The sequence below is a fragment of the Lewinella cohaerens DSM 23179 genome, from assembly GCF_000379805.1.
In the GTDB taxonomy this organism is placed as follows: Bacteria; Bacteroidota; Bacteroidia; order Chitinophagales; family Saprospiraceae; genus Lewinella; species Lewinella cohaerens.
Genome location: NZ_KB903550.1, coordinates 75,340 through 99,534 on the forward strand (window position 1 = coordinate 75,340; position 24,195 = coordinate 99,534).

General features: G+C 44.8%; 22 protein-coding genes. 9 read left to right on the forward strand and 13 right to left on the reverse strand.

Annotation, left to right across the window (positions count from 1 at the left end; translation table 11 throughout):
* Positions 1–54 precede the first annotated feature (54 nt).
* The 7 genes from A3EU_RS0116875 to A3EU_RS0116910 form a co-directional block, all read right to left on the reverse strand.
* On the reverse strand, positions 55–1,119 hold the full coding sequence (locus tag A3EU_RS0116875) for a proline iminopeptidase-family hydrolase (protein WP_020537369.1): 1,065 nt from the start codon (positions 1,117–1,119) through the stop codon (positions 55–57).
* Between the two features lie 4 nt (positions 1,120–1,123).
* Positions 1,124–1,621 (reverse strand): dihydrofolate reductase, encoded by a 498-nt coding sequence (locus A3EU_RS0116880; RefSeq protein ID WP_020537370.1) that lies wholly within the window; start codon positions 1,619–1,621, stop codon positions 1,124–1,126.
* A 10-nt stretch (positions 1,622–1,631) separates the two neighbouring features.
* The gene (gene mrdA / locus A3EU_RS0116885) at positions 1,632–3,512 is read right to left on the reverse strand and encodes a penicillin-binding protein 2 (RefSeq protein ID WP_020537371.1); all 1,881 of its coding nucleotides are present in this window, start codon (positions 3,510–3,512) and stop codon (positions 1,632–1,634) included.
* A gap of 18 nt (positions 3,513–3,530) precedes the next feature.
* Positions 3,531–4,052: a hypothetical protein gene (locus tag A3EU_RS0116890; protein WP_020537372.1), complete on the reverse strand. Its 522-nt coding sequence runs from the start codon at positions 4,050–4,052 to the stop codon at positions 3,531–3,533.
* A complete protein-coding gene (gene mreC, locus A3EU_RS0116895) occupies positions 4,053–4,874 on the reverse strand; it encodes a rod shape-determining protein MreC (protein ID WP_020537373.1) in 822 nt (273 codons plus the stop codon). It abuts the gene before it with no gap.
* Between the two features lie 50 nt (positions 4,875–4,924).
* Complete coding sequence (locus A3EU_RS0116900) at positions 4,925–5,959, reverse strand: rod shape-determining protein (RefSeq protein WP_020537374.1); 1,035 nt, start codon at positions 5,957–5,959, stop codon at positions 4,925–4,927.
* A 183-nt stretch (positions 5,960–6,142) separates the two neighbouring features.
* The gene (locus tag A3EU_RS0116910) at positions 6,143–7,405 is read right to left on the reverse strand and encodes a M16 family metallopeptidase (RefSeq protein ID WP_020537376.1); all 1,263 of its coding nucleotides are present in this window, start codon (positions 7,403–7,405) and stop codon (positions 6,143–6,145) included.
* A gap of 152 nt (positions 7,406–7,557) precedes the next feature.
* Between A3EU_RS0116910 and dnaN the strand changes: the two genes are divergently transcribed.
* The 3 genes from dnaN to nadD are packed head-to-tail and all read left to right on the forward strand — an operon-like array spanning position 7,558 to position 9,699.
* Positions 7,558–8,673: a DNA polymerase III subunit beta gene (gene dnaN, locus A3EU_RS0116915; protein ID WP_020537377.1), complete on the forward strand. Its 1,116-nt coding sequence runs from the start codon at positions 7,558–7,560 to the stop codon at positions 8,671–8,673.
* A 5-nt stretch (positions 8,674–8,678) separates the two neighbouring features.
* Complete coding sequence (locus A3EU_RS0116920) at positions 8,679–9,119, forward strand: hypothetical protein (protein ID WP_156825799.1); 441 nt, start codon at positions 8,679–8,681, stop codon at positions 9,117–9,119.
* Between the two features lie 4 nt (positions 9,120–9,123).
* A complete protein-coding gene (gene nadD, locus A3EU_RS0116925; RefSeq protein WP_020537379.1) occupies positions 9,124–9,699 on the forward strand; it encodes a nicotinate (nicotinamide) nucleotide adenylyltransferase in 576 nt (191 codons plus the stop codon).
* Between the two features lie 9 nt (positions 9,700–9,708).
* Here the strand turns inward: nadD and A3EU_RS0116930 are convergent, their stop codons facing one another.
* From A3EU_RS0116930 to A3EU_RS0116940, 3 genes are all read right to left on the reverse strand, one after another.
* The gene (locus A3EU_RS0116930) at positions 9,709–12,507 is read right to left on the reverse strand and encodes a TonB-dependent receptor (RefSeq protein WP_020537380.1); all 2,799 of its coding nucleotides are present in this window, start codon (positions 12,505–12,507) and stop codon (positions 9,709–9,711) included.
* A gap of 97 nt (positions 12,508–12,604) precedes the next feature.
* On the reverse strand, positions 12,605–13,345 hold the full coding sequence (locus tag A3EU_RS0116935; RefSeq protein ID WP_020537381.1) for a LytR/AlgR family response regulator transcription factor: 741 nt from the start codon (positions 13,343–13,345) through the stop codon (positions 12,605–12,607).
* On the reverse strand, positions 13,323–14,396 hold the full coding sequence (locus A3EU_RS0116940) for a sensor histidine kinase (RefSeq protein WP_020537382.1): 1,074 nt from the start codon (positions 14,394–14,396) through the stop codon (positions 13,323–13,325). The genes A3EU_RS0116935 and A3EU_RS0116940 overlap by 23 nt, the downstream gene beginning before the upstream one ends.
* Positions 14,397–14,663: 267 nt before the next feature.
* Here A3EU_RS0116940 and A3EU_RS0116945 point away from each other — a divergent pair, with 267 nt between their 5' ends.
* Positions 14,664–15,488 carry a helix-turn-helix domain-containing protein gene (locus tag A3EU_RS0116945; RefSeq protein ID WP_020537383.1) on the forward strand — a complete coding sequence of 275 codons (825 nt, stop codon included), beginning with the start codon at positions 14,664–14,666 and terminating at the stop codon, positions 15,486–15,488.
* 110 nt (positions 15,489–15,598) lie between these two features.
* On the forward strand, positions 15,599–16,882 hold the full coding sequence (locus A3EU_RS0116950) for a S41 family peptidase (RefSeq protein ID WP_020537384.1): 1,284 nt from the start codon (positions 15,599–15,601) through the stop codon (positions 16,880–16,882).
* Positions 16,883–16,897: 15 nt separating this feature from the next.
* Here A3EU_RS0116950 and A3EU_RS0116955 read toward each other — a convergent pair whose 3' ends face one another.
* On the reverse strand, positions 16,898–18,235 hold the full coding sequence (locus A3EU_RS0116955) for an NAD(P)/FAD-dependent oxidoreductase (RefSeq protein ID WP_020537385.1): 1,338 nt from the start codon (positions 18,233–18,235) through the stop codon (positions 16,898–16,900).
* A 231-nt stretch (positions 18,236–18,466) separates the two neighbouring features.
* On the opposite strand from A3EU_RS0116955, the gene A3EU_RS0116960 reads away from it, so the two are divergent.
* The 4 genes from A3EU_RS0116960 (at position 18,467) to A3EU_RS0116975 (ending at position 22,568) form a co-directional block, all read left to right on the forward strand.
* A complete protein-coding gene (locus A3EU_RS0116960) occupies positions 18,467–20,278 on the forward strand; it encodes an Omp28-related outer membrane protein (protein WP_020537386.1) in 1,812 nt (603 codons plus the stop codon).
* 108 nt (positions 20,279–20,386) lie between these two features.
* Positions 20,387–20,662 carry a hypothetical protein gene (locus A3EU_RS34300; RefSeq protein WP_020537387.1) on the forward strand — a complete coding sequence of 92 codons (276 nt, stop codon included), beginning with the start codon at positions 20,387–20,389 and terminating at the stop codon, positions 20,660–20,662.
* A 22-nt stretch (positions 20,663–20,684) separates the two neighbouring features.
* Positions 20,685–21,125 (forward strand): T9SS type A sorting domain-containing protein, encoded by a 441-nt coding sequence (locus A3EU_RS0116970; protein ID WP_020537388.1) that lies wholly within the window; start codon positions 20,685–20,687, stop codon positions 21,123–21,125.
* A gap of 204 nt (positions 21,126–21,329) precedes the next feature.
* Positions 21,330–22,568: an ABC transporter permease gene (locus A3EU_RS0116975; RefSeq protein ID WP_020537389.1), complete on the forward strand. Its 1,239-nt coding sequence runs from the start codon at positions 21,330–21,332 to the stop codon at positions 22,566–22,568.
* Positions 22,569–22,603: 35 nt separating this feature from the next.
* On the opposite strand, the gene A3EU_RS0116980 is transcribed toward A3EU_RS0116975, so the two are convergent.
* Positions 22,604–23,221, reverse strand: a complete 618-nt coding sequence (locus tag A3EU_RS0116980) for a hypothetical protein (RefSeq protein ID WP_020537390.1) — start codon at positions 23,219–23,221, stop codon at positions 22,604–22,606.
* Entirely contained in the window at positions 23,208–23,723 is a 516-nt protein-coding gene (locus A3EU_RS0116985) for an RNA polymerase sigma factor (protein ID WP_020537391.1), read from the reverse strand. Before A3EU_RS0116985 ends, A3EU_RS0116980 begins: the two co-directional genes overlap by 14 nt.
* Between the last annotated feature and the right edge of the window lie 472 nt (positions 23,724–24,195).

Genomic DNA, 24,195 nt, shown 5'->3' on the forward strand with positions numbered 1-24,195 from the left:
CGCAAGGTAAGGGGAATAGCCAGGGGAAGCAATGGAAGTTGTCTAATACCTGGCTTAGAATGTTTCGTTATCTACATCTTTTAAAAACTGGATTACACCGGGAAAGTAGTGCTCTGGATCATCGTATTGCGCGAGATGACTACCGTTGGGGCAGTGCAGGTAGCGGCCGTTTTTCACTTCTCCAGCCATCCATTCCATGTGCTTAGGGTCCATCGTGTCATGGGCGGCTCCGATAACCAAGGTAGGAATAGTGATTTCTTTGAGTCGATCCTTTACGTCCCAATCAGCGAGTAAACCTCGGATACCAAACTCGCTAGGCCCTTGCATCGGTACATATACAGCGGGGTTGATATGGGCAAAAAGACGATTGACAGGGTCTGGCCATTCTGCCACAGGAAAGCGGATGACGTGCTCTGTGTAATGGTGATTAATCAGGATGTCCATATAGCGAGGGTTACCAAAGTCCTCGGCATTTTCAAAGGCTTTTATTTCTTCAAATAGCGCAGGGTCCATTGCTGGCCCTAGCACTTCCATGGCGTAGGCACCATATTCCGGACAGCTGGCCATCATATTGGAGATAATGAGCCCTTTCATATTTTGCTGGTACTTCAGCGCGTATTCCATCCCAAGGATACCTCCCCAGGATTGTCCCATAAGGTAAAAATTGTCGGGGCCTAAGCCTAGGGCTTTTCGTACTTGTTCTACTTCCTCTACGAAGCGTTCCGTACGCCAGAGCGTGCTGTCTTCGGGTTGGTCGCTGTAGTAGGAGCCTAGTTGGTCGTAATAATAATACTCAATGGCTTCGCCAGGGAAATAGCTATCACAAGCTAGCCACTCTTCGTGAGTGCCGCCAGGTCCACCGTGAAGGAGGAGTACTTTAATAGTCGGGTTGTTGCCTGTACGCTTGGTCCAGACATTAAAGGTCCCGCTGGCCGTAGTGATCGGAATCAGTTTAATGCCACCACTAATGACGTCGTCGCGCCCGCTATTGTCAAAGTATGCTGTCAAAGAAGTTGTAGAGGGGGCTTCGGTAGTTTCTGTGTTTGCCGGAGTTGACTCGCAGGCAAGCGTTAATACGACTAAGCCAAGGATAAATAAAGGAAGGAATGATTTTTTCATAAACCTAGTTTTTTCTTCTGGTATAAACTTCAAAGACGAAATCATGTTCATCACGCTCACCAGCCTGGTGGGGTTCACTGCTGATCAGTTCCCATTCCGCTTCGGGCAAATCAGGGAAAACGACTTCTCCTTCGGGGGCAGCGGATACGCGGGTCAGATACACTTTGTCGACATAGTGCATACTTTGCTTGTAAATTTCGCCACCGCCGATGATGAAAACTTCTGTTTCATCATTATCGTAAGCAATGGTAAGTGCTTCTTCTATAGAATGTGCCACCAGAATACCCGTAGCCGTAAACATGAGGTCACGAGTGAGGACAACATTGGTGCGCTTTGGTAATGGGCGCCCCATGCTAGCAAAGGTTTTTCTGCCCATAATGACATGATGGTCGAGGGTCGTCCGTTTAAAATACTTGAGGTCGGAAGATATCCGCCAGGGAATATCATTTCCATCACCAATTACGTTATTCTGTGCAGCTGCTACAATAGCTGATACAATCATAGAAATAAATTTATGGTTGGCGACCAATGAGGTCAGCAGTCTTCATACGATCTTCCAGCCACTGCCGGTTGGGCGTAATTTCACCACGTAGGTATTTTTCAATCATCAGGCTTACAATCGGTGCTGCGTAGCTTCCGCCCCATCCACCGTTTTCAATGTAAACAGCGATGGCAATTTTGGGGTTTTCTTTTGGTGCAAAAGCAAAAAAGATGGAATGGTCTTTACCACCCCGCTGCGAATTTTCTGCAGTACCTGTTTTTCCGCAAATAGGAATGTCTGGAATGTAGGCAATGCGAGCAGTACCTGCTTGTACTACCATTTCCATACCATCAATCACCGGAGGGAAATGCTTGGCATCAATACCCGTTTCCCGCCTTTGTAAACTCAAAGGAGAGGTGATTGGGTTGCCTTCTGAATCTCTTAGCGCCCGAGTAAGGTGGGGGGTAATGAAGTGACCATGATTGGCGATAGCTGCCGCAAGGTTAGCCAGTTGTAGGTTGGTTGTTAGTAATTCACCTTGACCAATACCCAGTGACCGAAGCCAGATAGACTTCCACCCTGTTTCATTGGCGTATACCTTGTCAAAGAAGGCAGAGGAAGGCACATTGCCGCCTTGCTCACCGGGGAAGTCTAGCCCCAGTTGTTGCCCCATGCCAAAGTTTTCCAAATAATTATTGAAATCGGTCAATCCTTCGCGTGGCGTATTTTCTTTAGGGAATCGGTCGATAACTTCTCGAAAGGCCGTCACAAAGTAGGCGTTGCAGGAATGCTGAATAGCGGTTGCAACATCTTTGCAGTAAGGGTGGTTATGGCACCCCGTCAGGCGCATCCCATTGAGGTAGTAGGCACCTTGGCAACCGATTCCGCGATCTGGCACAAGGGTACCATTCTGCATAGCAATCAAGGCAACAATAGGTTTAAACAAGGAACCCGGAGGATACTGTGCCTGGATGCTACGGTTGAAAAAAGGCTGTAAAGAATCGTTTAGTAATTCCGCATAATGCTTGCCACGCCCAGTTCCAATTGCCAACAGTGTAGGGTCATAAGTAGGCGTGCTGATCATGGCGAGAATTTCTCCGGTAGCAGGTTCAATGGCCACAATACTACCGATTTTGTTTTTCATCAACTCTTCTCCATAAGTCTGAAGATTGAGGTCAATCGTGGAAAACAAATCATCGCCGGCCTGGGGGCTAACATCAAGCTCACCATCTTTCACGCTGCCGATGATCCGGCCGTAGATGTCTTTTTCTACCCTGCGAATCCCCTTGGTACCACGCAGGTAATATTCATATTCCTTTTCCAACCCGGTAATCCCCATATAGTCACCCCTATTGTAGATGTCGGTAGAGTCTTCCAGTACACTGGGACTAACTTCTCCGATGTATCCCAGAAGGTGGGCACTACTATGGTGAGGGTATGCCCTAGCATTGCGTTCCTGGATAAAAAAGCCGGGAAATTGATACAGGCTTTCTTGTAAGGTAGCGTATTGTTCCTGTGAAATACGAGTAAGAAAGGGCTCCATTTTAGCTTTGGAGTAGCGAGGGTCACGCCAGTTTTTATCCAAAGCTGCTATAAAATAATCTTTGGTGACCCCCAATAATTGGCAAAGCTTGGTGGTGTCAAAGGTCGTTTTGTAATCTTCGAACTGATTGTAGATAAACATCAGGTCGTAAATAGGTTTATTAACGACCAATAGTTGTCCGTTGCGGTCGAAAATTAAGCCTCTGGAGGGATATTCCAGTTGCTTGCTTGAGCCCGCGGCCTCTGCCCGGTTACGGAAATTCTTATTGAGCACTTGTAAATTGAGCAATTGCCCGATTATCACCAGTATGATGATGATAAAGAAAACCTGTATTATGCTTCCACGGTTTTTGTGATGATCAACGGCCACAGTACCAGGTTTATAAAATTATGCTTCAGGATTGATAGCGTAGATGCTTGCCAGTAAGAAAAACATAGAGGCTAACCAACTAAACAATACCTTCAGTAGGATAGATTTGAAATATACAAAAGTAAATGCTTCTAAGGAAAAGTAGACAAATAAATGAATTAGAATAAGCGTAGCAGCATATTGAAAAAACCAAGTTTGCCCAAGAGACTTCTTAGTAGGGGAATCCTTGATGCTGTACCCTTCTCTAGGGGTAAGAATACCCAGAACAACAGCTCGCATATAAGCGGTGAAAACCAAAGCGCCAGCATGCAAGCCGGGGCTTTCGTAAAGCCAGTCGATGGCCAAACCCAAAACAAATCCAAGGAAAACAGTAAGGCTACGAGGGGTATTCAAAGGAAGTAACAGGATAAAGAGAGGGTACAAGAAGACCTGTAAGTAGACAATACCGTCCCAGCCCCAAATGACCTGCCTTAAAACAAAGACCTGGACGACCCATAGGAGAAAAAAACGAATGATGCTATTGGTGATTGCTTTATTCATTTATTCCTGGTTGTCGAGTTGATTCAAATCGTCTTTCATCAAGTCACGGACGATATAAGCATCCTTCACGCCATAAAGGTTGTTGAATAGTTCAACCTCCAGCTCTAGCGTATTGTCCCCCTCATTAATTTCTTTGCTTAGTACACTGCCGATAGGAACACCTGTAGGAAAAATATTGGAATAACCAGTTGTTTCAATTGTGTCCCCAATGATGACATCAGCATATTCCGGGATAGCGTAGAGCTTTGCTTTTCGGGTATCTCCGCCGTTCCAACGCAAGGTTCCAAAAAAGTCTTTGTTGCGAAGTCCTGCACTGATACGTACACTATGGTGTGTAATACTCATTACCCGGCAATGTCGTTGAGCAACCTGGGTAACAATACCAACCACTCCCTCTCCATTGATAACCCCCAGGTGAGGTTCGACACCATGGATATGGCCTCTGTTTACGACATAAGTGATATTAGCACTAGGCGCAGATTTATTGATGATCTCACCAGCGATATAATTGTACCGCTGCCGGAGGGAATCATCCTGAATGGTATCATTGCTTAATGCTTCTATATAAAAGGCATTGGGTAGCTTGGATAAGAGGTTGGCATTCTCTTCCCGCAATTGATCATTGAGCTGTTGAAGGTGGAAATAATCCTGGGCTTTGCTCGCCCGGTTCATAAATTCACCAGAATACATCTTCCAGGTAGAAGCGGCAACTTCCTGCTGCGGAGTATTGTAGGTAATAATAAGGTAGAGGCATACCACTTCCAGCGCAGCAAACAGAAAGAATGCTCCTTGACGCGTAAAGAGTTGGAGTAAACTACTCATACCTGATTAATTTCAGACCCTGCTAATGGTATTTAGTATTGTGCTGTTTCTTAAACGCTACCCCGAGGAATCAAGATCGGCCGATAGCGATCCGTGTCTGCCAATGCCGCACTGGTGCCACGAACAACGGCTCTTAGTGGGTCTTCGGCAACGTGTACCGGGAGCTTGGTTTTAGAACTAATTCTTTTGTCAAGCCCTCTGAGCAAAGCACCACCACCCGTAAGGTAAAGGCCAGTACGGTAAATGTCACTTGCCAATTCCGGTGGTGTCGCCTCCAGTGCCCGCAATACGGCTTCTTCAATCGCTGTGATTGATTCGTCAATTGCGTGGGCAATCTCCTGATAGGTAACGAGGATTTGCTTGGGAATACCAGTCATCAAATCTCGTCCGTTTACAGCAAAATCGTCCGGTGGTGTCTCCAAAACAGGTAATGCGGAACCTACGTGGATTTTAATTTGCTCAGCCGTACGTTCTCCAATCAGAATGTTGTGCTGCCGCTTCATGTAATTCATGATGTCGGTCGTAAGCTCATCCCCCGCAGTGCGGATAGATTGGTCGGTAACAATACCCGAGAGTGCGATAACTGCAATCTCAGTTGTACCTCCACCTATATCGATGATCATATTTCCAATAGGCTCTTCTACATCGAGCCCGATACCAAGGGCAGCAGCCATTGGTTCGTAAATGAGGTAAGTCTCTTTAGAGTCGACGTGGTCGGCAGAATCGAATACGGCACGTTTTTCCACTTCGGTAATCCCTGAAGGAATACAGATAACCATTTTGAGATGCGTAAAAAACCGGCGTTTACGGCCGATCATCCGTATCATCCCTTCGATCATATTTTCCGCAGCTTTAAAATCGGCAATAACACCATCTTTCAAAGGGCGAATAGTTCTTATTTCTTCGTGTGTTTTCTCGTGCATCTGCATAGCCTTACGGCCAACAGCGATAGTCTCTTCTGAGCGTCGGTTGTAAGCAACGATAGATGGTTCGTCGACAACAACTTCTCCGTCTTGGATGATTAATGTATTGGCCGTTCCCAAGTCAATGGCCAGTTCTTGCTTGAATAAGCTAAATAGCTTCATTAATTGTTTATTCTCCTTAGTTTCAATAAGAGGGATGAATGATGTACTTCACCGCTTTAAAAAGTTGAAATTACATAAAATAGTGTATAGCCTCGGCTATTTTCTACGCTTAATTTACACTTTCTGCAAAGCAAAGCAAAAAATAGGTGTTTTTTCACCTAAAGTAGCCGTTTTATTAGCAAACTAAGGCCCAACAACAACGGTCCATAGGTCTTCATCTTGAAGATAGCGTTGAGCTAGGCGCTGAATTTCTTCAGGGCTAATATCCTGTACCGTTCTTATCAGAGCTGCAAGGTCCGTTTTTCCGAGTTGCTCGGTGAGCAGCGTACGTACGGTTTCTGCCCAATTGAAAGGCCCATCGACCATAGTGAGGAAAGAACCCATAAGGTAATTTCGCAGCATTTGAAGCTCCTCTTCTTCGATCAATTCGTCTCGTAGACGAGCTATTTCGTGCCGAATTTCCTGAAGGGTTTCTTGTACGTATTCAGGGCTTACCTCGGTATCAATCTGGAAAGTTCCGCCCCAGCGAAAACTGTCATAACCAGCGGAAATATTATAAGTATAACCTTTATCTTCCCGAATGTTTTCCATCAAGCGGCTACCAAAATAGCCACCCAAAAGATTAGCCAAAACATAGCAACCATTAGCATCGGGATGAGTACGAGAGAAAAGGCGTCGACCAATACGAATAGCTGCTTGCCCTCCCTGTACATGCGGGATGACTATTTTGCCCGGTGTTTGCTCGGCAATGGTCAATGTATTAATGGGAACAGCTGCGCGATTAGGGATACGCGCCAGCTCACCGTGAATGTAGCTGCTAGTAGCCTCGTCAAACCGACCGCTGACAATCGCAAAGCCATTTCCGGCATGAAAGCATCGATAGTGGTGCTCAACCAGCCACTCCTGTTGTAGGTCAGCGTAAGCCTCTGGAGAAGAGTTATACCCGTAAGGGTGATCTGCTCCGAAAAAGTGCTCGGTAATATTGCGATAAGCAACAACCTCTGCTTTACTCAAATCTTCTTTAAGGCTCTGCTGCTTGCGCTTGAGGTAAGCTTGCAAATCTGTCTGCCGCAAAGCAGGTTCACACAGTATTTCAATAAAAAATGGCAATATCTCCGGTAGCTGCTTGTTCAGGCAGTGCATGGCCAAATTGCCGGTGTCCATTTGAAAGGGAACACTCAGGTGAGCACCATAATAGTCGAACTGCTCTGCAATAGCACTACCTGTATGCCTACGGGTACCTTCCTTGAGCAACGCGGCAGTCGTACGGGCCACCAAAGGGTGCTTCTCGTAGGGGCGGCCACCCCAACAGATGAATTCAATGCGGACCAAATCCTGAGTGCCCCGATTGATATGATAGCACGGCAAGCCATTGGCTAGTAAGTGCTGCTCAAAATCGGGCAACTCAATATGGGAGACCGGAAAGATCGGCGGGGGTGCTGGCATAAAATTTCACTGATGAATTTAGAGCAAAAACTGCCCTGTAGTAAAATGCAAAGCTATAAAAACATACTTATCCACATATTGTTAACATCTTAGTCTGCTTTATCGCTCATTTAATTGTATTTTTGCTATTCGACTCACCATTACATTTATCTATGAAGTTTAGTGTATCCTCTAACGATTTACTCAAGCGCCTGCAAGTAGCAGGTGGAGCTATCAGTTCCAATCCGGTACTCCCTATTCTCGAAGATTTTCTCTTCCGGATAGAGAACAACCAATTGTCGATCACCGCGACGGATTTGGAGACTTCCATCATTACCTCAATTGAAGTAATGGCCGATAAAGATGGTATGGTAGCTGTTCCTGCAAAAATCTTGTTGGAAACCCTCAAAGCACTGCCTCAACAGCCAATTACCTTTACGGTAAATGACGATAATTTTGGTATTGAAATCACCTCGGCTTATGGTAAGTACAAGCTAGCTGGTGAGAATGGCGAGGATTTTCCTAATATTCCGGAAGCCGATACTGTAGACACGGTAACTGTACCTTCTCGTTCTTTATTACAAGGGATCAATAACACCCTTTTTGCCACCAGTTCAGATGAATTGCGCCCTGCGATGACAGGAGTGTATTTCCAGGTAGATTTTAATAAAGTAATTTTGGTAGCCACAGATGCTCACAAATTAGTGAAATATGCTTTCAGCGATGTTGTTAGCGAAGTATCTACCACCTTTATTGTACCTAAAAAAGCCCTCAACTTGCTCAAAGGAGCCCTCCCTGACGGAGAAGAGGTGACTTTATCTTTCAATAAAGCCAATGCGTTCTTTAGCTTCGCAAACACCAGCATGGTGTGCCGCTTGATTGATGCACGATACCCCGATTACAACGCTGTTATTCCGGTGGACAATCCAAATGTGTTGAGTGTGTCGCGAACGGATTTTCAAAACTCCCTGAAACGGATTGCAATTTACGCTAACAAGACCACCAATCAGGTGATCCTCAGTATCAGCGACGGTAGCCTGACGGTTTCTGCTCAAGACCTTGATTTCTCTAACGAAGCGACAGAACAGCTCACTTGTACCTACGACGGCGATCCGATGACAATAGGGTTCAATGCTCGCTTTCTGGTAGAAATGTTGGGAATCCTTGAGTCTGATGAGGTTAAAATTGAAATGAGCTCGGCGACACGCGCCGGAATTCTGCTACCAACAGAGGAAACAGAAGGAGAAGAAATTCTGATGCTCGTCATGCCTGTGATGCTGAGTAACTAATGCTAATGCTCCGTTTATTTATTTATGGTAGTTCCCTGCTTCTATTAGCGGGTGCTTGCGCGAATAATGCTTCTCCGAAGCCGGAAGAGGTCGTTACAGCATACATTAATAAGTTGCATCAAAGTGATTTTGATGGTGCTGCAGCATTTTGCACCCCTGCCGGCGTAGCTTATGTAGAGGCACTGAGAGCCATTATGACCGACCCGGAAGCATTGCCGGACACCTCGTCCGTGGTGATTAACCAAATTCTTTGCCAGCCGCTAAGTGGCGATTCAATAATACGTTGCGAAGTCATGATTGACGATGGCTTTGAAGTTTATCCAGAGCAATATTTACTTCGCCAAAGTGATAAAGGCTGGCTAATAGATCATCAACCACAAGACGGAGAAACAAGCACCTCAGAGGAAGTCATTTCTACGGAAGAAAAGCCCGCTGTTGAAAACTGATCTTATGCGCAAAACTGGTCTCTTCTTTGGTTCTTTCAACCCGGTACACACCGGGCACATGGTGATTGCCAACTTTATGGCGACCCAAACTGATCTCGATGAGGTTTGGATGATTGTCAGCCCGCAAAATCCCCTGAAAAATAAAAAAAGCCTGGCACGGGATCACGACAGACTACACCTTGTGCGACTAGCCATCGGCGAAAACACCAACCTCCGAGCTTCCGATGTGGAGTTCTCCCTGCCACAACCGTCTTATACCGTTGACACCCTCGTTTATCTTCGAGAGAAATACCCTGACCGCGAGTTTGCCCTCATCATGGGCGGCGACAACCTGGGGACTTTGCACAAGTGGAAAAACTATGAAATTCTGCTGCGCGACTACCAAATTTACGTTTACCAACGCCCCCAGTATGACCTGGGCGAGCTGGCCGATCATCCCAGTATTAAAATATGGGAAGCTCCATTGATGCAGATTTCGGCATCTTACATCCGCCGTTGTTTGCGCGAGGGATTGTCGGTACAGTACCTAGTGCCTGATGCTGTTTATGAATACTTGGAGGGGAGTGGACTTTATCGGTAACCGAGTTTCCTAACTCGTTTTAAACTTCCTCAAATCATACTTAAAGCTCAGCATAAAATACTGCTGTAAAGTATTGGTTTGCTGATCTTCAGTATAGGTCTCCGTTATATTCCTCGACAAACTGTTGTTTTGCTTTAGCAGATCAAAAACGGAAAGCGCAATCTCTCCTCGTTGACTTTCAAAAAATTTCTTTCCCACACTCATATTCCAAAGGAGGTAATTTTGGTCAAAATCATCTGAGAGGCCTCGATAGAATTGGTGGTTGAGGTCTGTTCTGAAGACTAGACCACTCCCTGATACCCAACCGAGTTTAATGCGAGTATTTTGGTTGAGGTAATTCGTATTACTCTGCGTCTGTAAGGAATTGGTGACCGTACTGTATTTGCTGCGCGATGAGATGGTAAAATCTACGTGTTCGCTAATGTTGCTGCTAAGGGTAATGCCTATACCATAACCGGTATTGTTCGAGTAGTTTAATGCTTCGTTGACCAGCCCCGGCGTCTTCAGGTAGTCCGCTGAGAAATCAAGATTAAGATTCGACTTTAGGAAAGTTAGCGGAAAGCCATAGGTGATCAAGGAGCGTAAATTCCAGTATCCATCTATGTTTACCGTTTGGGTGAGCTGTGCTCCTGCGGCCACATTGTTTTCATCAAGAATAGGGAAATTACCGCCGCCAGCACCCAAGTAGGTGCTTTGCCCCAAGTAGTTGTTCGTGTAGTTACCTCTAAGTAAGACGAAAAAGACAGATGATTTTTCCGTATTTGTTTTAGAGTACCGAGCATTGATACTATGCTGAAAAGCCTGTACCAGGTCGGCGTTTCCAATGGTTAATTGCAGCGGGTTATTGTTGTTGAGTACCTCTTGCAACTGTTCAGTGGAGGGAAGTTGAGTATTTGCACGATAAGATAAATTGAAGCTTTCTGATTGAGAAATTTTATAACGAAGCCTAAGCAAAGGCAGTATGTTTGTAAACGTATGCTTACTGGTATTGTCAAAAGGGAAGGTTTGTTCCCCTATCAAATTAGCCTGTTGGACGCTTGCTCTGGTCGTTATAGATAAGTCTCTTTTGCGATAATTGTAACCTGTACCCAATTGCTGGGTATAGTAGTCATTGGAAAACAAGTTACTTAGGCTCGAATTGAATACATCGTAATCTTGTGATCCTTCGTCAAAATCGAGGGTTTCTTTGTCGCTTTCTTCTTGTTGATAGCTCGCTCCGTAGTTGAATGTGAGCATACTGTTTTGTCCGATGGGTTCAGTGTACTGGACGTTAGCGGCGATATTCCAACTGTTTAAATCTAGTGTAGACTTTTGCTGTAAGAAGGTGGAATCCGTAGAAAGCGAAGAGAAAACACTTTCGGAGAAGAGAAAATTTTCTCCTTCTTTAGGTGCATAACCCGAATTGAGGTTTACAGAAAATGTGCGGCGTCTCTTTTCAAATTTGTGTCTCCATAAAAGCTTGTTGCTTAGGTTTAAAGCGGCTAGGTCGGCGTTGAAACCAAGATCGGTTTGGCTGAGTAGATTGTCATTTAGCAGCGTTTGTCCTAACAAGTCTTCAGCTCCTTCGTTGCCTTGCCAACTCAATGTTGGTTGCCAGGTCAGTGAGTTGTTAGGATTGATTTCGTAATTCAGGCGACCCGAAAAGCGATGATTGGTGTTGATGCTGTTGGTATAGCTTTCTTCGGTATAAAACTCATCTATTCCTTCGGTGTCAAAAAACTGCTGCCGGACCAATTGCTCTGTGGTGTTATCAGCAGTATTGAAAAAGTAGCTTGCGGAGAGTTCGATTTTTTCTCCCCATTTATCCGAAAAATTTAGGCCAAAGGCATTAGAGTTGGTGATTCCTCCCTGTTGAGAAACGAGAAAGTCATTGGCATTGCCGCCATTATTGCTACCCCGGCCACCTCTTCCGCCGCCGCCTCTTCCTCCTCGACGCCCACCGCCAGAAGAACTAACGACGCCAAGTAGATCTTCCGAAGAGAAATTTTGCTGATTGATGTTATTTGACAAACCAAGAATGGAGATACGCTGGTCACCACTAAAAAAGTTGATATTCCCTCCGGCTTGATACTTGTCTTCGTAGCCGTAGCCAGCATAAATTTTCCCGAAAGTGCCATTACGCATAGTCTGCTTGGTAATGATATTGATGGTTTTGGAGGCTTCTCCGTCATCAAAACCGGTAAACTGAGCTTGCTCACTTTGCTGGTCAAAGATTTGGATCTTATCAATCACCTCAGCCGGAAGATTACGGAGTGCTGCTGTTGGATCACTTCCAAAGAAGGGCTTCCCGTCTACCAACACTTGTTTTACATCTTCTCCCTGTGCCTGTATTTTACCATCTTCAAGGTTGACGGTGGGCATTTTTTCGACCAAGTCTTCAGCGCTCGCATCGGAGAGTGTTTTATATGCATCGGCATTAAATTGGGTGGTGTCTCCCATTTGTAATACGGGGAGAACCTTTTCTGTTACTTGCACCTCTTCGAGTTCCACTCCTTCGCTAAGTTGTAACGCCCCCAAGTCAAACGCTTGGCCATTTACGATAACTTCTCTACGGGTTTCTTGAAAACCTATAAAGGAAACTGACAACTGGTAGGCACCATTTTGCACCGCATCAAAACGAAAAACACCTTTGTCATCGCTTATAGTGGCAATGGTTGTGTTGTCTATTTTATTGGCAAGTACCACATGAGCGCCGGGGAGAACCCCTCCATTTGTAGCATCTACAATTTTGCCTTGTACGGGAAAGGTTTGTGCGAAAGCAGTTATCGTAAGAAGAAGGCAGCAAAAGGCTAGTAGGATAGGCTTCATAAGGAATTGTTTTGAGCGCCAATAGTTCGCATTTTACAAATTACGATACTTGGACAAATGCCAGCTCATTATTTTTCCTGAAGCGATATTTTTGATTTTAAAAAATAATCTCTTTCACCTTCTGCGCATAGCTACGACTCACCCTTACGGTATTACCATTTTGCATACGTACGTCGTAGATATGCCCCTCGCGAAAGACTTCTTTTACATAATTTATGTTGATGATGGTAGAGCGATGGATGCGTAAGAAAAATTGAGGGTCCAGCTTCGTTTCAATTTGCCCAATACCGTGTTGACTAAGGAGGCGTTGCCCGGAGGTGATTAAGCTACTATAATCTCCTTCCGCGCTTATATATTGAATGTCTGCCACATTTACGGCTACGAGTTTGTTGCCTTTTGCAACCAGAATCTTACCTGGATATGCATTCTTCTCTTTTTCATCCATCATCGCCTGAGTGAGCTGCAAAACGGCCTCTTGTGGTTGGTGAAGTCGTTTGTTCAGATGAGATATCGCCGCATCAAAACGCTCGCGGGTGTAAGGCTTCAGGAGGTAGTCTACAGCGTGCAATTCAAAAGCTTTGAGTGCATACTGATCGAAGGCTGTAGCGAAGATGATAAGTGGTAGTTCATCCAGATGGGTAAGGACTTCCAGTCCCGTCAGGCCAGGCATCTGTACGTCTAAGAAAATCAATTCGGGCCGCAGTTCTTTGATCAGGCGCACAGCATCTACCCCATTATTGGCCTCCCCTACGACAACTAACTCAGGGTGACGGGTAAGGTATTCTCGTAATAATTGCCGGGCTGGGGCTTCGTCGTCAATGAGGATTACTTTCTGCATGGTAAATTTCTCTGGGGATGATAATGTTTATGGAGGAGCCTTGGGGATGGATAGGACTAACAACAAGTTCACTACCGTATCTCAGTTGGAGCCTCCTACGGGTATTACTTAAGCCAATACCTTGTCCACTCGTTTTAGCATTAGCGGTAAATCCGACACCGGTATCGCTAATATTGATATGGATTTGCCCTCCTATTTCTTCAATAATTATCGCAATAGAGCCACCGTCCACCAACGGACTGATTCCATGACGAATAGCATTCTCCACTAAGGGTTGGAGGAGCATAGGTATCACTGGGGCATCCTCGGCACGCGGATCAAGTTGAATTTTGATCTGTAGGCGATCTCCGAAGCGGGCCTGCTCTAGTTGAAGGTATTTTTTAACAAAATCAACTTCCACTTTCAATGGAACAACTTCTTGGTTGCTGGCCCAGAGCTGGTATCGAAATAAATCGGCCAGGTCGGCGATCAATTCGCGGGTGTACTCCTGTTCCGGGGGGACCGAAGCACTAATAGTATTAAAGGTGTTATACAAAAAATGAGGATTAAGTTGAGCTTTTAGGGCTGTCAACTCACTTTGTAAGGCCGTTTGTTTGAGCATCGCTTCCCGCTGTTGACTTTCCTGTACTTTTTGATAATAATCATAGGTGTGGAAAATACCGAATTGTAAAACATAGAACAGTGCGGGGATATAGATATCCCACCATTCGCCTGGCCCTCTCAGATAACCGAGTCCGAGTGCGGTGCACAATGCATAATAAAGTTGCTGCCACCCTTTTACAAAAATGGGTAGCAGCAGCAAATGCAACAGTATTTTTGAACTTAACTGCCAATTAACTAAGCGTCGAAACATTAACCACCAAATAGGAAGGGTAAGCAAGCCTTTGAGTGGGTAATCCATAAAGACCTGATATTGATAGTAACCGTTTCCCGAGGTTATTCCACTCGACCAATTGATCGCCAGGAAATAAAAAACGGCAAAGGCAGCATAAAATCCTGCTACCAATAACATTTCTCGAGACCAGATGATATGGCGAAAACTCTTTTGCATACGCTAAGCTCCGGTTTTTTTCTTGTATCTCTATTCTCTAATCGATGAATAGCCAATAGCGCCGATGAATAGACAAAGGTAATGGTCGCTCTTTATCGAATAGGTAGTGCGCTCTCTGATACGGGAATTAAAATCCCTCATTGATTGGTGTCTAGATACCGCAGGTGATAGCGAACAGCCTGGTGCCGAGGAACGATGGCACGGCCCCAAGAAAGCAACTATTTGTAAAATGAAATAGACCTTAATGGTGGGAAAAACGCTATCATTTTGGAAAGTTCTGTTTATCATATTCAATCTCTGGCGCTGCGGCCTTTTGTGCAGTATGTATTGTTTAATTACGCGAAAAAAAGTACGTCAAAACAGCGCGTAACCTCGTTGCCTAATAGCAATTTTTGTTTGGGAATTACCAAGGGCAAGGAGCTCTTCAAGACGGAGGAAGGATTGGCTTTTCGCCCGAAACAGGGCTTAGGCACTTATCTCTCTGGCTTGTATACAGAGCCTCATGTTTTTTGCTGTACCGAGGAATTAGATGAAATTTGTATTGATTTTACCTTAGCAGGATATCATCGGTTTTTTGCTACGCCCCCCGCGATTTATCTTTTTTCGGAAGATTTGTTGTCACCTAATTTCGGGCCTCAGGCGGAGGCTTTTTTTGATCACCTTTTCGGTATTGAAGATCACTATGTGAGAGGTCTGGGTATTGAGCAATTTCTGTTGTTTAGGATGCGGGCTAATGTGAGGGAAGTACCAGCTTATTTGCATGTTTTTACTAGTTGTGCGCCCTTGAGTACGGTGTCGTCATTAGCAGGGAAACTGCAATATTCGGAAAGAAAACTGCAACGACTATGTGCTAAAGAACTGGCGGTGTCTCCTAAGCAATTGCTGCGAATATTACGATTCAGGAATTTGTTGGACGTGTTGGGTAACAGTGTGGGAGGAAACATTAATTGGGAGGTGCTTGCCTATGATAATGGGTATTTTGACTATAGTCATTTGCATAGAGACTTCCAGCAGCTTACGGGGAGGTCGCCGGTAATGTTTTCAAAGGATAGTAGGAAAATAGATGCAACTGTGACGGTTTGTCTGGAGTGAATTAACAGCTGATGTCGGTTTTTTACTTGTTATCAAAATGGTTTTGTCATTATCATTGTCATGGTATTTTATACAAGCCTCGTGTTGGAGGTCTTAAAACCAGATGAACAATGAAAAACACTTATTTCACTTTACTTTGTATGTTCTTGATTCACCTGCTATCCGCACAAGAAGAGGCGCGACTGACGGAGCAGGATAAGCTTTACGGCCTTGCCCAGCTATGGAAAGGCGTGGATAAAAATTTTGCATTCTTTGATCAGGTGCCAGAGCTGGATTGGGATAGTATGTATTACGCGAACATTCCACTGGTACAAGCCACAGGTAATGATTATGAATATGTGCGCTTATTGCAGCGGATATGCCACGAGTTGCAAGATGGGCACACCAGGGTTTATCTTCCACAATACCTAAATCAGAAGCGTAATCGGCCAGCGATTTATACAGATATAATCGAGGGGCGCGTATTTGTAACGGATGTCATCAATGACACCATTGCGGCTTTGGGAGTAGCCCCTAAAATGGAGATACTTAAAATTGATGGCGTGCCGGTAAAGGAATATGCGGAAGCAAATGTAAAGCCGTACGCCTTCTCCTCGACTGCGCAGGATATGGACGTTCGCTTGTATGCTTACCAATTGTTGGAAGGGTGGAGTGATGATCCTGCTACATTGACGCTCAAAACACCCGTCGGGACAATCATTGAGCGCGATTTGCCGCGCAACCTACAGCGCAACCACCCTCAAAGTGGGATCATGTCTTTTGAACGACTGGACAATGGTATGGGAGTGCTTACGATCCGTCGTTTTTGGGGAGATGATTTTCAAACGGTCTTTGATAGTATTTTCCCATTGTTGAAAGATACCAAAGGACTGATTGTGGATGTGAGAAAAAACGATGGCGGTAACTCTGATAATGCGGTTTACGTTATGAGCCATTTGTCTTCAAAGTCGTTCTATACCTCCAATTGGTCTACGCCTGTGTATAATGCGGCTTATGATTCGTGGGGGCGTGACCAGGAATGGTACGGTGAGCCGGGGGAATTGGTAGAACCTGATGGTAGCATTACGCCTTATCAGCAGCCGATTGCGATGTTGATAGGCGCGCGGACTTATTCGGCTGGTGAGGATTTTTGTTCTTATTATCAACAAGCGGACATTGGACCAATGATTGGCTCGTTAACTGCCGGAAGTACGGGGAACCCAACGGGGATTAACCTGGTAAAGGATGTGTGGGCGCAGGTTTGTACAAAACGAGATGTGTTTTACGACGGTACTGAGTTTGTAGGGATAGGCGTTAAGCCAGATATCGCGGTGGCATCTACGGCAGAGGATTACCTGAGTGGGAAGGACACGGTGTTGGCAGCAGCCATTGCTTATTTGTTAGAGAAGCAATGAAAAAACTAGCCTGTCCTATGATTTTAAGAAAGCAAGTGCCCGGGCTAACCCCCGGCGCTTTTTTAGCGTAAGCTGTTTGCCACTTTTCTGATTGTAAATCTTCACCAGTTCTGTTTCGTACTGGTCATAGAATTCTGGATCGAAATTGGCGAGGCCTAGGTTTTGCAGAACTTCTTCGATGTCCGTTTTTTGTGCCAGCCACTTTTCGCAGACTTCATGGCGGTAGCGAACGCCCATGAGGTTGAAGCCGCGAATATGGCCATCGTTGGCGTCGTAATTGATACGCACTGCTTTTTCGCCGTCTTCGTGTTCCCAGTAAAGGGTGTCCATATCGTCGGGCATCTTGGCGGGAACGTCACCGTAGACCTGGTATTCAATGTCTACGAATTTAGCAGAGTTAAACCAGATGCCAGGATCATAAGCAGTTGGTTGCCCGCAGATGTTATAGGCAGCAACTTCTCCCATCATCCGGCCAGTGTACCATATTGCTTCGATGGGGCGCCGACCTGGTCGAGCTTCCCTGAGTTGGGCACAGTCACCGATAGCATATACATTCGGGAGGTTCGTTTCCAGATTTTCATTGATTAAAATTCCTCGGCCTATTTCCAGGTCGGTGTCTTTTAGGAAGGCTACGTTGGGGCTGACCCCAGCTGTAAGGCCTACGTAGCCGCAATCAATCCGTTCTCCAGTATTGGTGATGACCGCAGTGGCCCTGCCCTGCCCGTCATCAATGATTTCTTTTAATTCTGTTTCCAGGCGCAGGTCAATGCCGCTTTTTTTGATGTGGCGATTGATCATGTCTGATTCTTCCGGTGGGAGGACGTTGCTCCAGTAGCTTTTTTCCCGAACCAAAAAAGTGACAGGAATATGGCGAGAGTGAAACATTTCAGCCATCTCAATTCCAATCAAGCCTCCACCAACAATCACGGCTTGCTTTAGTCCCTCGCTATGCGCTTCCATGTTTTCGAGGTCTTGATAGCTATATAGCCCGCCCACGCCTTCGAGGTCCTGACCCGGCCAACCAAATTTGTTGGGCTTGCTACCCAGTGCGAGGACTAATTTGTCGTAAGGCATGTTTTCGCCACTTTTAAAATGTAGCAACTGATTGGTGAAATCAATATTTTCAACGTAGCCTTTCTTGAGGTCTATATTATTTTTTTTCCAAAAATGAGGCTCATAGGGTTGGGTGTCAGAAAACCGCATATGTCCCATGTAGATATACATGAGTGCCGTACGAGAGAAAAAATAGTCAGTTTCTCCGGAAATCAAGGTAATTTCGTGATCACTTTGCTTTCGCAAAAAACGAGCAGCAGTAACCCCGCTAATTCCATTTCCGATAATCGCAATATGCATGAAAGGTGGTTTTGTAGTTCTGACAAGGTAATGTTTTCCATTAAAAACTGTATTGTGATATCGATGATAATCAAGCGGAAGGGTCCGGTTGTGGACAATCTTTCTTATTTTCGTTATTAGTACATCAATTATGTTCTTGCCGCCCTTTATTATTTCGTTTTTCCCTTAATCTTTACAAACTTTGTCGGAAAGGTGTCATACCCTTGCTTCAGAATGAATTAGCTTTGGCCTATGTTTAGTTGGATCGAACGCGCATTGGTGGTTTTCATAGCTGGCCTATTCTTGTCTTCAGGAATTAGTGCCCAAACCATTGTTAGTACTAGTCCACAGAATAAACGTGCTATTGTCGAAGAATTTGGGGGTATTTACTGTGTTTATTGCCCTCATGGTCACCAGGTTTTACAAAACCTTGATGAAGACTTAGGAGATAATCTGGTGCTTGTCAATTATCAAACCGGTCCTTATGCTATCCCCATTGGCGATGACCTCGATTTAGGGAATGACTACAGTTTCTTGTTAGAAGAACAATCCCAGCTCAGTGGTTACCCTGCTGCAACGGTTAATCGCCACGTTTTTCCAGGATTAGAGCAAAGTGTACCTGGTGCTACTGCACTTGGACGAGGAGAATGGCCGGAAGCTATAGGTGAAATTCTTGCTCAAACTGCACCCGTGAATATTGCAGCCACTGCAACCTTGAATATCTCTACCCGGCAACTTGAACTTTACATAGAGTATTACTATACGGCCAATGTTCCACTTAATACGAATCGTTTACATGTAGCGATTTTACAAAACAATGTTCTAGCTCCGCAGCATGGAGGAAATGCGGGAGATTTTTACACACATCAGCACCTTTTTCGAGAGTTTTTGACAGGGCAAGAAGGCCATATTATTACAACTACTTCGGAAGGTACATTCGGTAGCCTAACTTATAATCTTGATCTTCCTATTTATTATCGAGATGTTTGGATGGACCCTGTAAATATTGAATTGGCAGTCTTTATCAGCGAGGACGAACAAGAAGTGCTTAACGCCATAGAAGTCGCTCCGGTTTTGGTCTCAGATTATGCTACAGACGCTAATTTGATTGCAATTATTGCTACAGATGATACCTGCGATCCATTTCTTCCAGCAGAAATTATTTTCCGAAACGACGGGCAAGATATGCTGACGGCGTGTACTATTCATTACGGCATTACGGATGGCGTATCTAATACGGTTGAGTGGACAGGAGAGGTAGCTCCCTTGGAAGAGCTTACATTGGAGTTGCCCCCCATTGAAACATTGTCAGGTTTGCCCAATAATACCTTTTATGTAATCTTGGAAAACCCTAATGACAGTGTTGACCCTACCAGCTTTAATAATACGCGTGAGCATTACTTTTCACTAGCACCACAAGCAGAAGACCCATTTTTCGAACTGGCAATACGTACCGATGAGTTTGGATACGAATTGTACTGGGAGGTGATAAATGAATTTGGGGAGATATTAGTGAACGGAGGGAATCAGGTCGTTGGTGAAACCAATGGCGGGTCTCAAATTGCAACGCCGTCTGACCCCGGAGCTTACAATAGCAATGCTTTTATTATTGAAGAATTTTACCTTCCCTCCTCCGGTTGCTACGAGTTGCGACTACTAGATGACTACGGCGATGGCCTTTGTTGTTTCTATGGCAATGGCTTTTATAGGCTGCGCCAGCCCGATGGCAGCATACTCCTGCAAGGAGGTGAGTTCGGCTCCTTTGAAGAAAAGCATTTTACCGTAGGGGCAATTACAAGCACTAGCTCAGTATTGAAGGAGAAAGAAACAGGCCCTGCCTTATTTCCCAACCCATTACAACAAGGGCAGGCAGTACAGCTCCTATGGCCGGAAATACCACCTGCTCGCTTTGAATGGCAGCTTTTTTCTGCCAATGGAACTGTATTGTTACAAGGGGATCAATCTCAGTTGCCACAGAATAACCAACAACCGGCAGGTTATTATTTGTTACAAATCCGTTACGACGAACAATTACACACCCTACCCTTTATTGTGCAACCTTAGTCTCAATAATTCCTTTTGCCTTTGCTTTTTTGTACTAACTTTGTTGAATATGCCCAAACCACTTAGTACCGGGTATAACTTCAATACTTCACGCTGTATTAAGTCATTATGAAGGCAAGCTTACTTTTTATTTTGGTGCTGGGTTTGGGTTTTTCTTTGACTGGGCAACAAGCCTTGAGCATTGAACCCGCTAATATCCGTAAACAGATCAGTATCACCGCTAATGATGTCAACCATGAAGAGGTATTTAAAGTGGAGATCAAGAACCTTTCTAGTCGCCGTTTGCGGCTGCGGTGGGATAAAATAGTCGCCTACCAACCTTATGCCTGGGAGAGTCAGATTTGTGATAAAGAAGCCAGCTACCCCCCCCTCTGTTACAAGTAACTATGATCCATTCCAAGGTGTCTTGGCACCTGTAGTCTTAGAAGCTGGGGAGTCCTTTGATCTGTTTTTCACCATCTCACCCTACAATACCACTGGCCAAAGTAAAGTGGAAATTGTATTCAGAGACATTGACCGACCTGACAATATCTTGGGCACAGCTTCTTTTCAAGTAAGCCTTACCGACGCTGAAGACACAGCAAAATTGGCAGAGTTGGGTGGCCGGATTAAGGTATACCCTAATCCAGTACACGATCGCTTTTTTCTAACCAATACTCCCGAGCTCGGGCGAATTGATATTTACAACACCTTGGGGCGCAAGGTGCGTTCTTTCGACAATCCCCAACCTGGGGATAGTTTTTTAGCGGGTGACCTTCCTCAGGGGGTCTATTTGCTTCATCTAGTGGATAGAAATGGTAAAGTCGTCCGTACGTTGCGTTTGCTACGCCGGGATTTCCGCCCTTAGCAGGAAGAAGGATATTCATCTAAAGACAAGTACCGTTGATCGAACTATTGCGTGCATTTTGCGCAGGTTTGCTAACTTTGATTAGTTCGTATAGCTGTACCTGGCATTAAATGGGCTAAAAGCAAAAGGGGGACACCCTATCCATTTAGTGCGAGGTATGTGAATTGGAAGTGCCGGGTCGGTACCTCGAAAGCCCACTGTGTCATGAATACCTTAGAAAACATAAGCATTGCATTTGGTTCAGTGCGTGATAATTGGCTTCGCGCCATTCTTACATTAGTCATCATAGCTTTTGGGATAATGGCGTTGGTAGGTATTCTGACCGCTATTGATACTGCTATCTTTTCCCTTAATGATAACCTGTCTTACTTGGGTGCGAATACCTTTGATATAGACCCCGCAGGGCGAGGAGTGAGTGGCCGCCGTGGTGGTCGCCAGCAAAAACAAGGAGATCCATTTAGTTACCACCAAGCGACCGAATTTAAAGAACGTTATGATTTTCCTTCCGATGTGTCTCTTTCCTTGTACTGCACAGGCTTGGCGACGATCAAATATGACAACGAAGAGAGCAACCCCAATGTAACCGTTTTTGGAATTGATGAAAACTACCTTGAAGCACGTGCTTTTAACCTAAAACATGGCCGGAATTTTACCAATAGGGAAGCTCGTAATGGGGGGATGGTTACCATTATTGGTTCTGAAATGATTGATATGCTTTTTGCGGGTAACAGTGAGCGGGCGATGGGGAAATATGTTACGACGCCCAATGGCAAGTACCTTGTTATTGGCGTATTGGAAGAGAAAGGATCGTCGATGAACCAGAGTGAAGATCGGCGTATTCTCATCCCGCTTCAAACAGCAAAGCGTTATTATGGGGCAGAACGTACAAACTACAGTATAATGGTGTCTGTAGCAGACGCCAGCCGGATTGATGCAGCCATCGGCGAAGCCACAACAACTTTACGCAATGTAAGGGGCCTCTCTGCCGGCGACGAAAACGATTTTGATATCTCGAAAAGTGATGGCTTGTTGGATATTATCAAAGAGAATACCGTTTATCTACGATTGGCGGCTATTAGTATTGGTTTTATTACCCTCCTGGGGGCTGCTATTGGCCTGATGAACATCATGCTCGTATCTGTGACGGAGCGAACTCGCGAAATTGGTATTCGTAAAGCACTGGGAGCAACCAGTAAAAATATTCTTATCCAGTTTTTAACAGAAGCAGTGGTTATCTGTCAGATTGGAGGAATCCTGGGTATTATCCTTGGCGTAATGATTGGCAACATTGTCAGCTTCCTCTTCGGGAGTGCTTTCCTTTTTCCATGGCTCTGGATTACGGTTGCGCTGATTACCTGTACGGCAGTAGGTTTACTATCGGGGCTCTATCCCGCATTACGGGCTGCTGCATTAGACCCTATTGAGTCGTTACGGTATGAATAAAGTGGTCATTTTTGGCTATGCTACAATGATTTTTTTCACTCCTCTTGCCGTAATCTTTCCAGTACAGCTGCTAGTTCTTTTTCTTTAGAACCAATAAAAAAGCGGTAATACCATAGGGTGAAGTAGTAGGTAGGGATGGCTATTGCTATTAGCGCGGGAATGGTCGTTAGCCAAAATTTAGAGCTTGAAAAAGCGGAGAAATCATTTTTATTGCCTAATCCAAATCCGGCCATGAAGCCGATAATTAGCCCCACAGGCATCAAGAATATAGAAAGTCGTACCAATCTTGTTTTATAGGTGTTGAGAATATTCAGGTAAGCTTCCGTAGAAGCTACAATATTCATGGCAGGTACCGCCTCAATGTCGCTGGTAAAGCGCCGATAGTAACGGTAAGCGATAATCATTACCAAGAGGATGGTGCTTTCCATTAATATCAGAAAAAGTGGATGAAAATCCTGCCAGTAGAAAAGTAAACCTACGAAGGCTGCTGTACTAAACAACAACTCTCCCTGTACTAAGCGGCGGATACGCTGTAGTACACTGTCGTTCTTTTGGCGGGCCGTTGCCACCAAATCTGGGCGAAGGCGATCATACCAAGCTTCAGCCCGGTCATTCGCCTGACCCCAAAGTTCCTGTAGATCAAACTCTTGCATACCCCTTTGCTATTAAACTTTTTTGTAATCGTTTTTTTACTCGTAGTAATCGTACACCTATATTATTGACTGTTATTCCAAGAATATCTGCCATTTCTTCATAAGAGTTTCCCTCTAGGTGCAACAGGATTACCGCTCGATCTTCCTTCTTTAATTCGTTAATACATTGATATAAAAGATTGATGCGTTCTTCTCGCTGCCTATTTGTTTCTGTTTCGCCTCCCGAGTTGTCGGGCAAATGATAGAAGTGTTCGTCTATCCCTGGCCGGTCTACCCTTCTTTTGGCTTTCCGTTGGTGAGTAAGGGCAGTGTTCAAGGCCACTCTATAGATAAAGGTCGATAGTTTTGAGTTCCCCTTAAAACGAGCGTATGATTGCCATAGCTGAATCAGCATTTCCTGATACAGGTCATCGAAGTCAGCTTGGTCCTGGGTGTAAGCCCGCCCAATCTTATACAGAATACCATAATGCTGGTCAATAATATGTTGAAACTCCTTTTTCAATTTGGTATCGTCTGCTGGCTTGTTGAATAAGTATACAAGAAAACGAATTTCTTACAGATTGGGAGAGATCATTTTTAACGAAGGACCATTTGTTTAAAGTGGAGTGCTTCAATTGAGGTACAAAACATGAGTCATCCCGAATTTTGGCTTAGGCCAAAACCCAAGCTGACTACAACTAAGAATTAGTCATTAGGCATCTGAAAAGAGTGATTTATCTGACTATTTGTACGAAACCCCATGATTTCACTAGTAGAAATCATGGGGTTTCGTCTTTAACGATAGGTTTTGCAGTTGGTCAGCACGGATTTTGATGACAATCAAAATTCGGGATGACTCATAATTAGAGAAACTTAAAAAATGATACCAGCAGTAAGTGCGAGACCGCGGTGCTGCAATTTCTTGAACCCATTGTCATTGTTATTATTGGCATCATCGTCAAGAATGTTATTGATGCCGTGGTTGTAACGCAGAT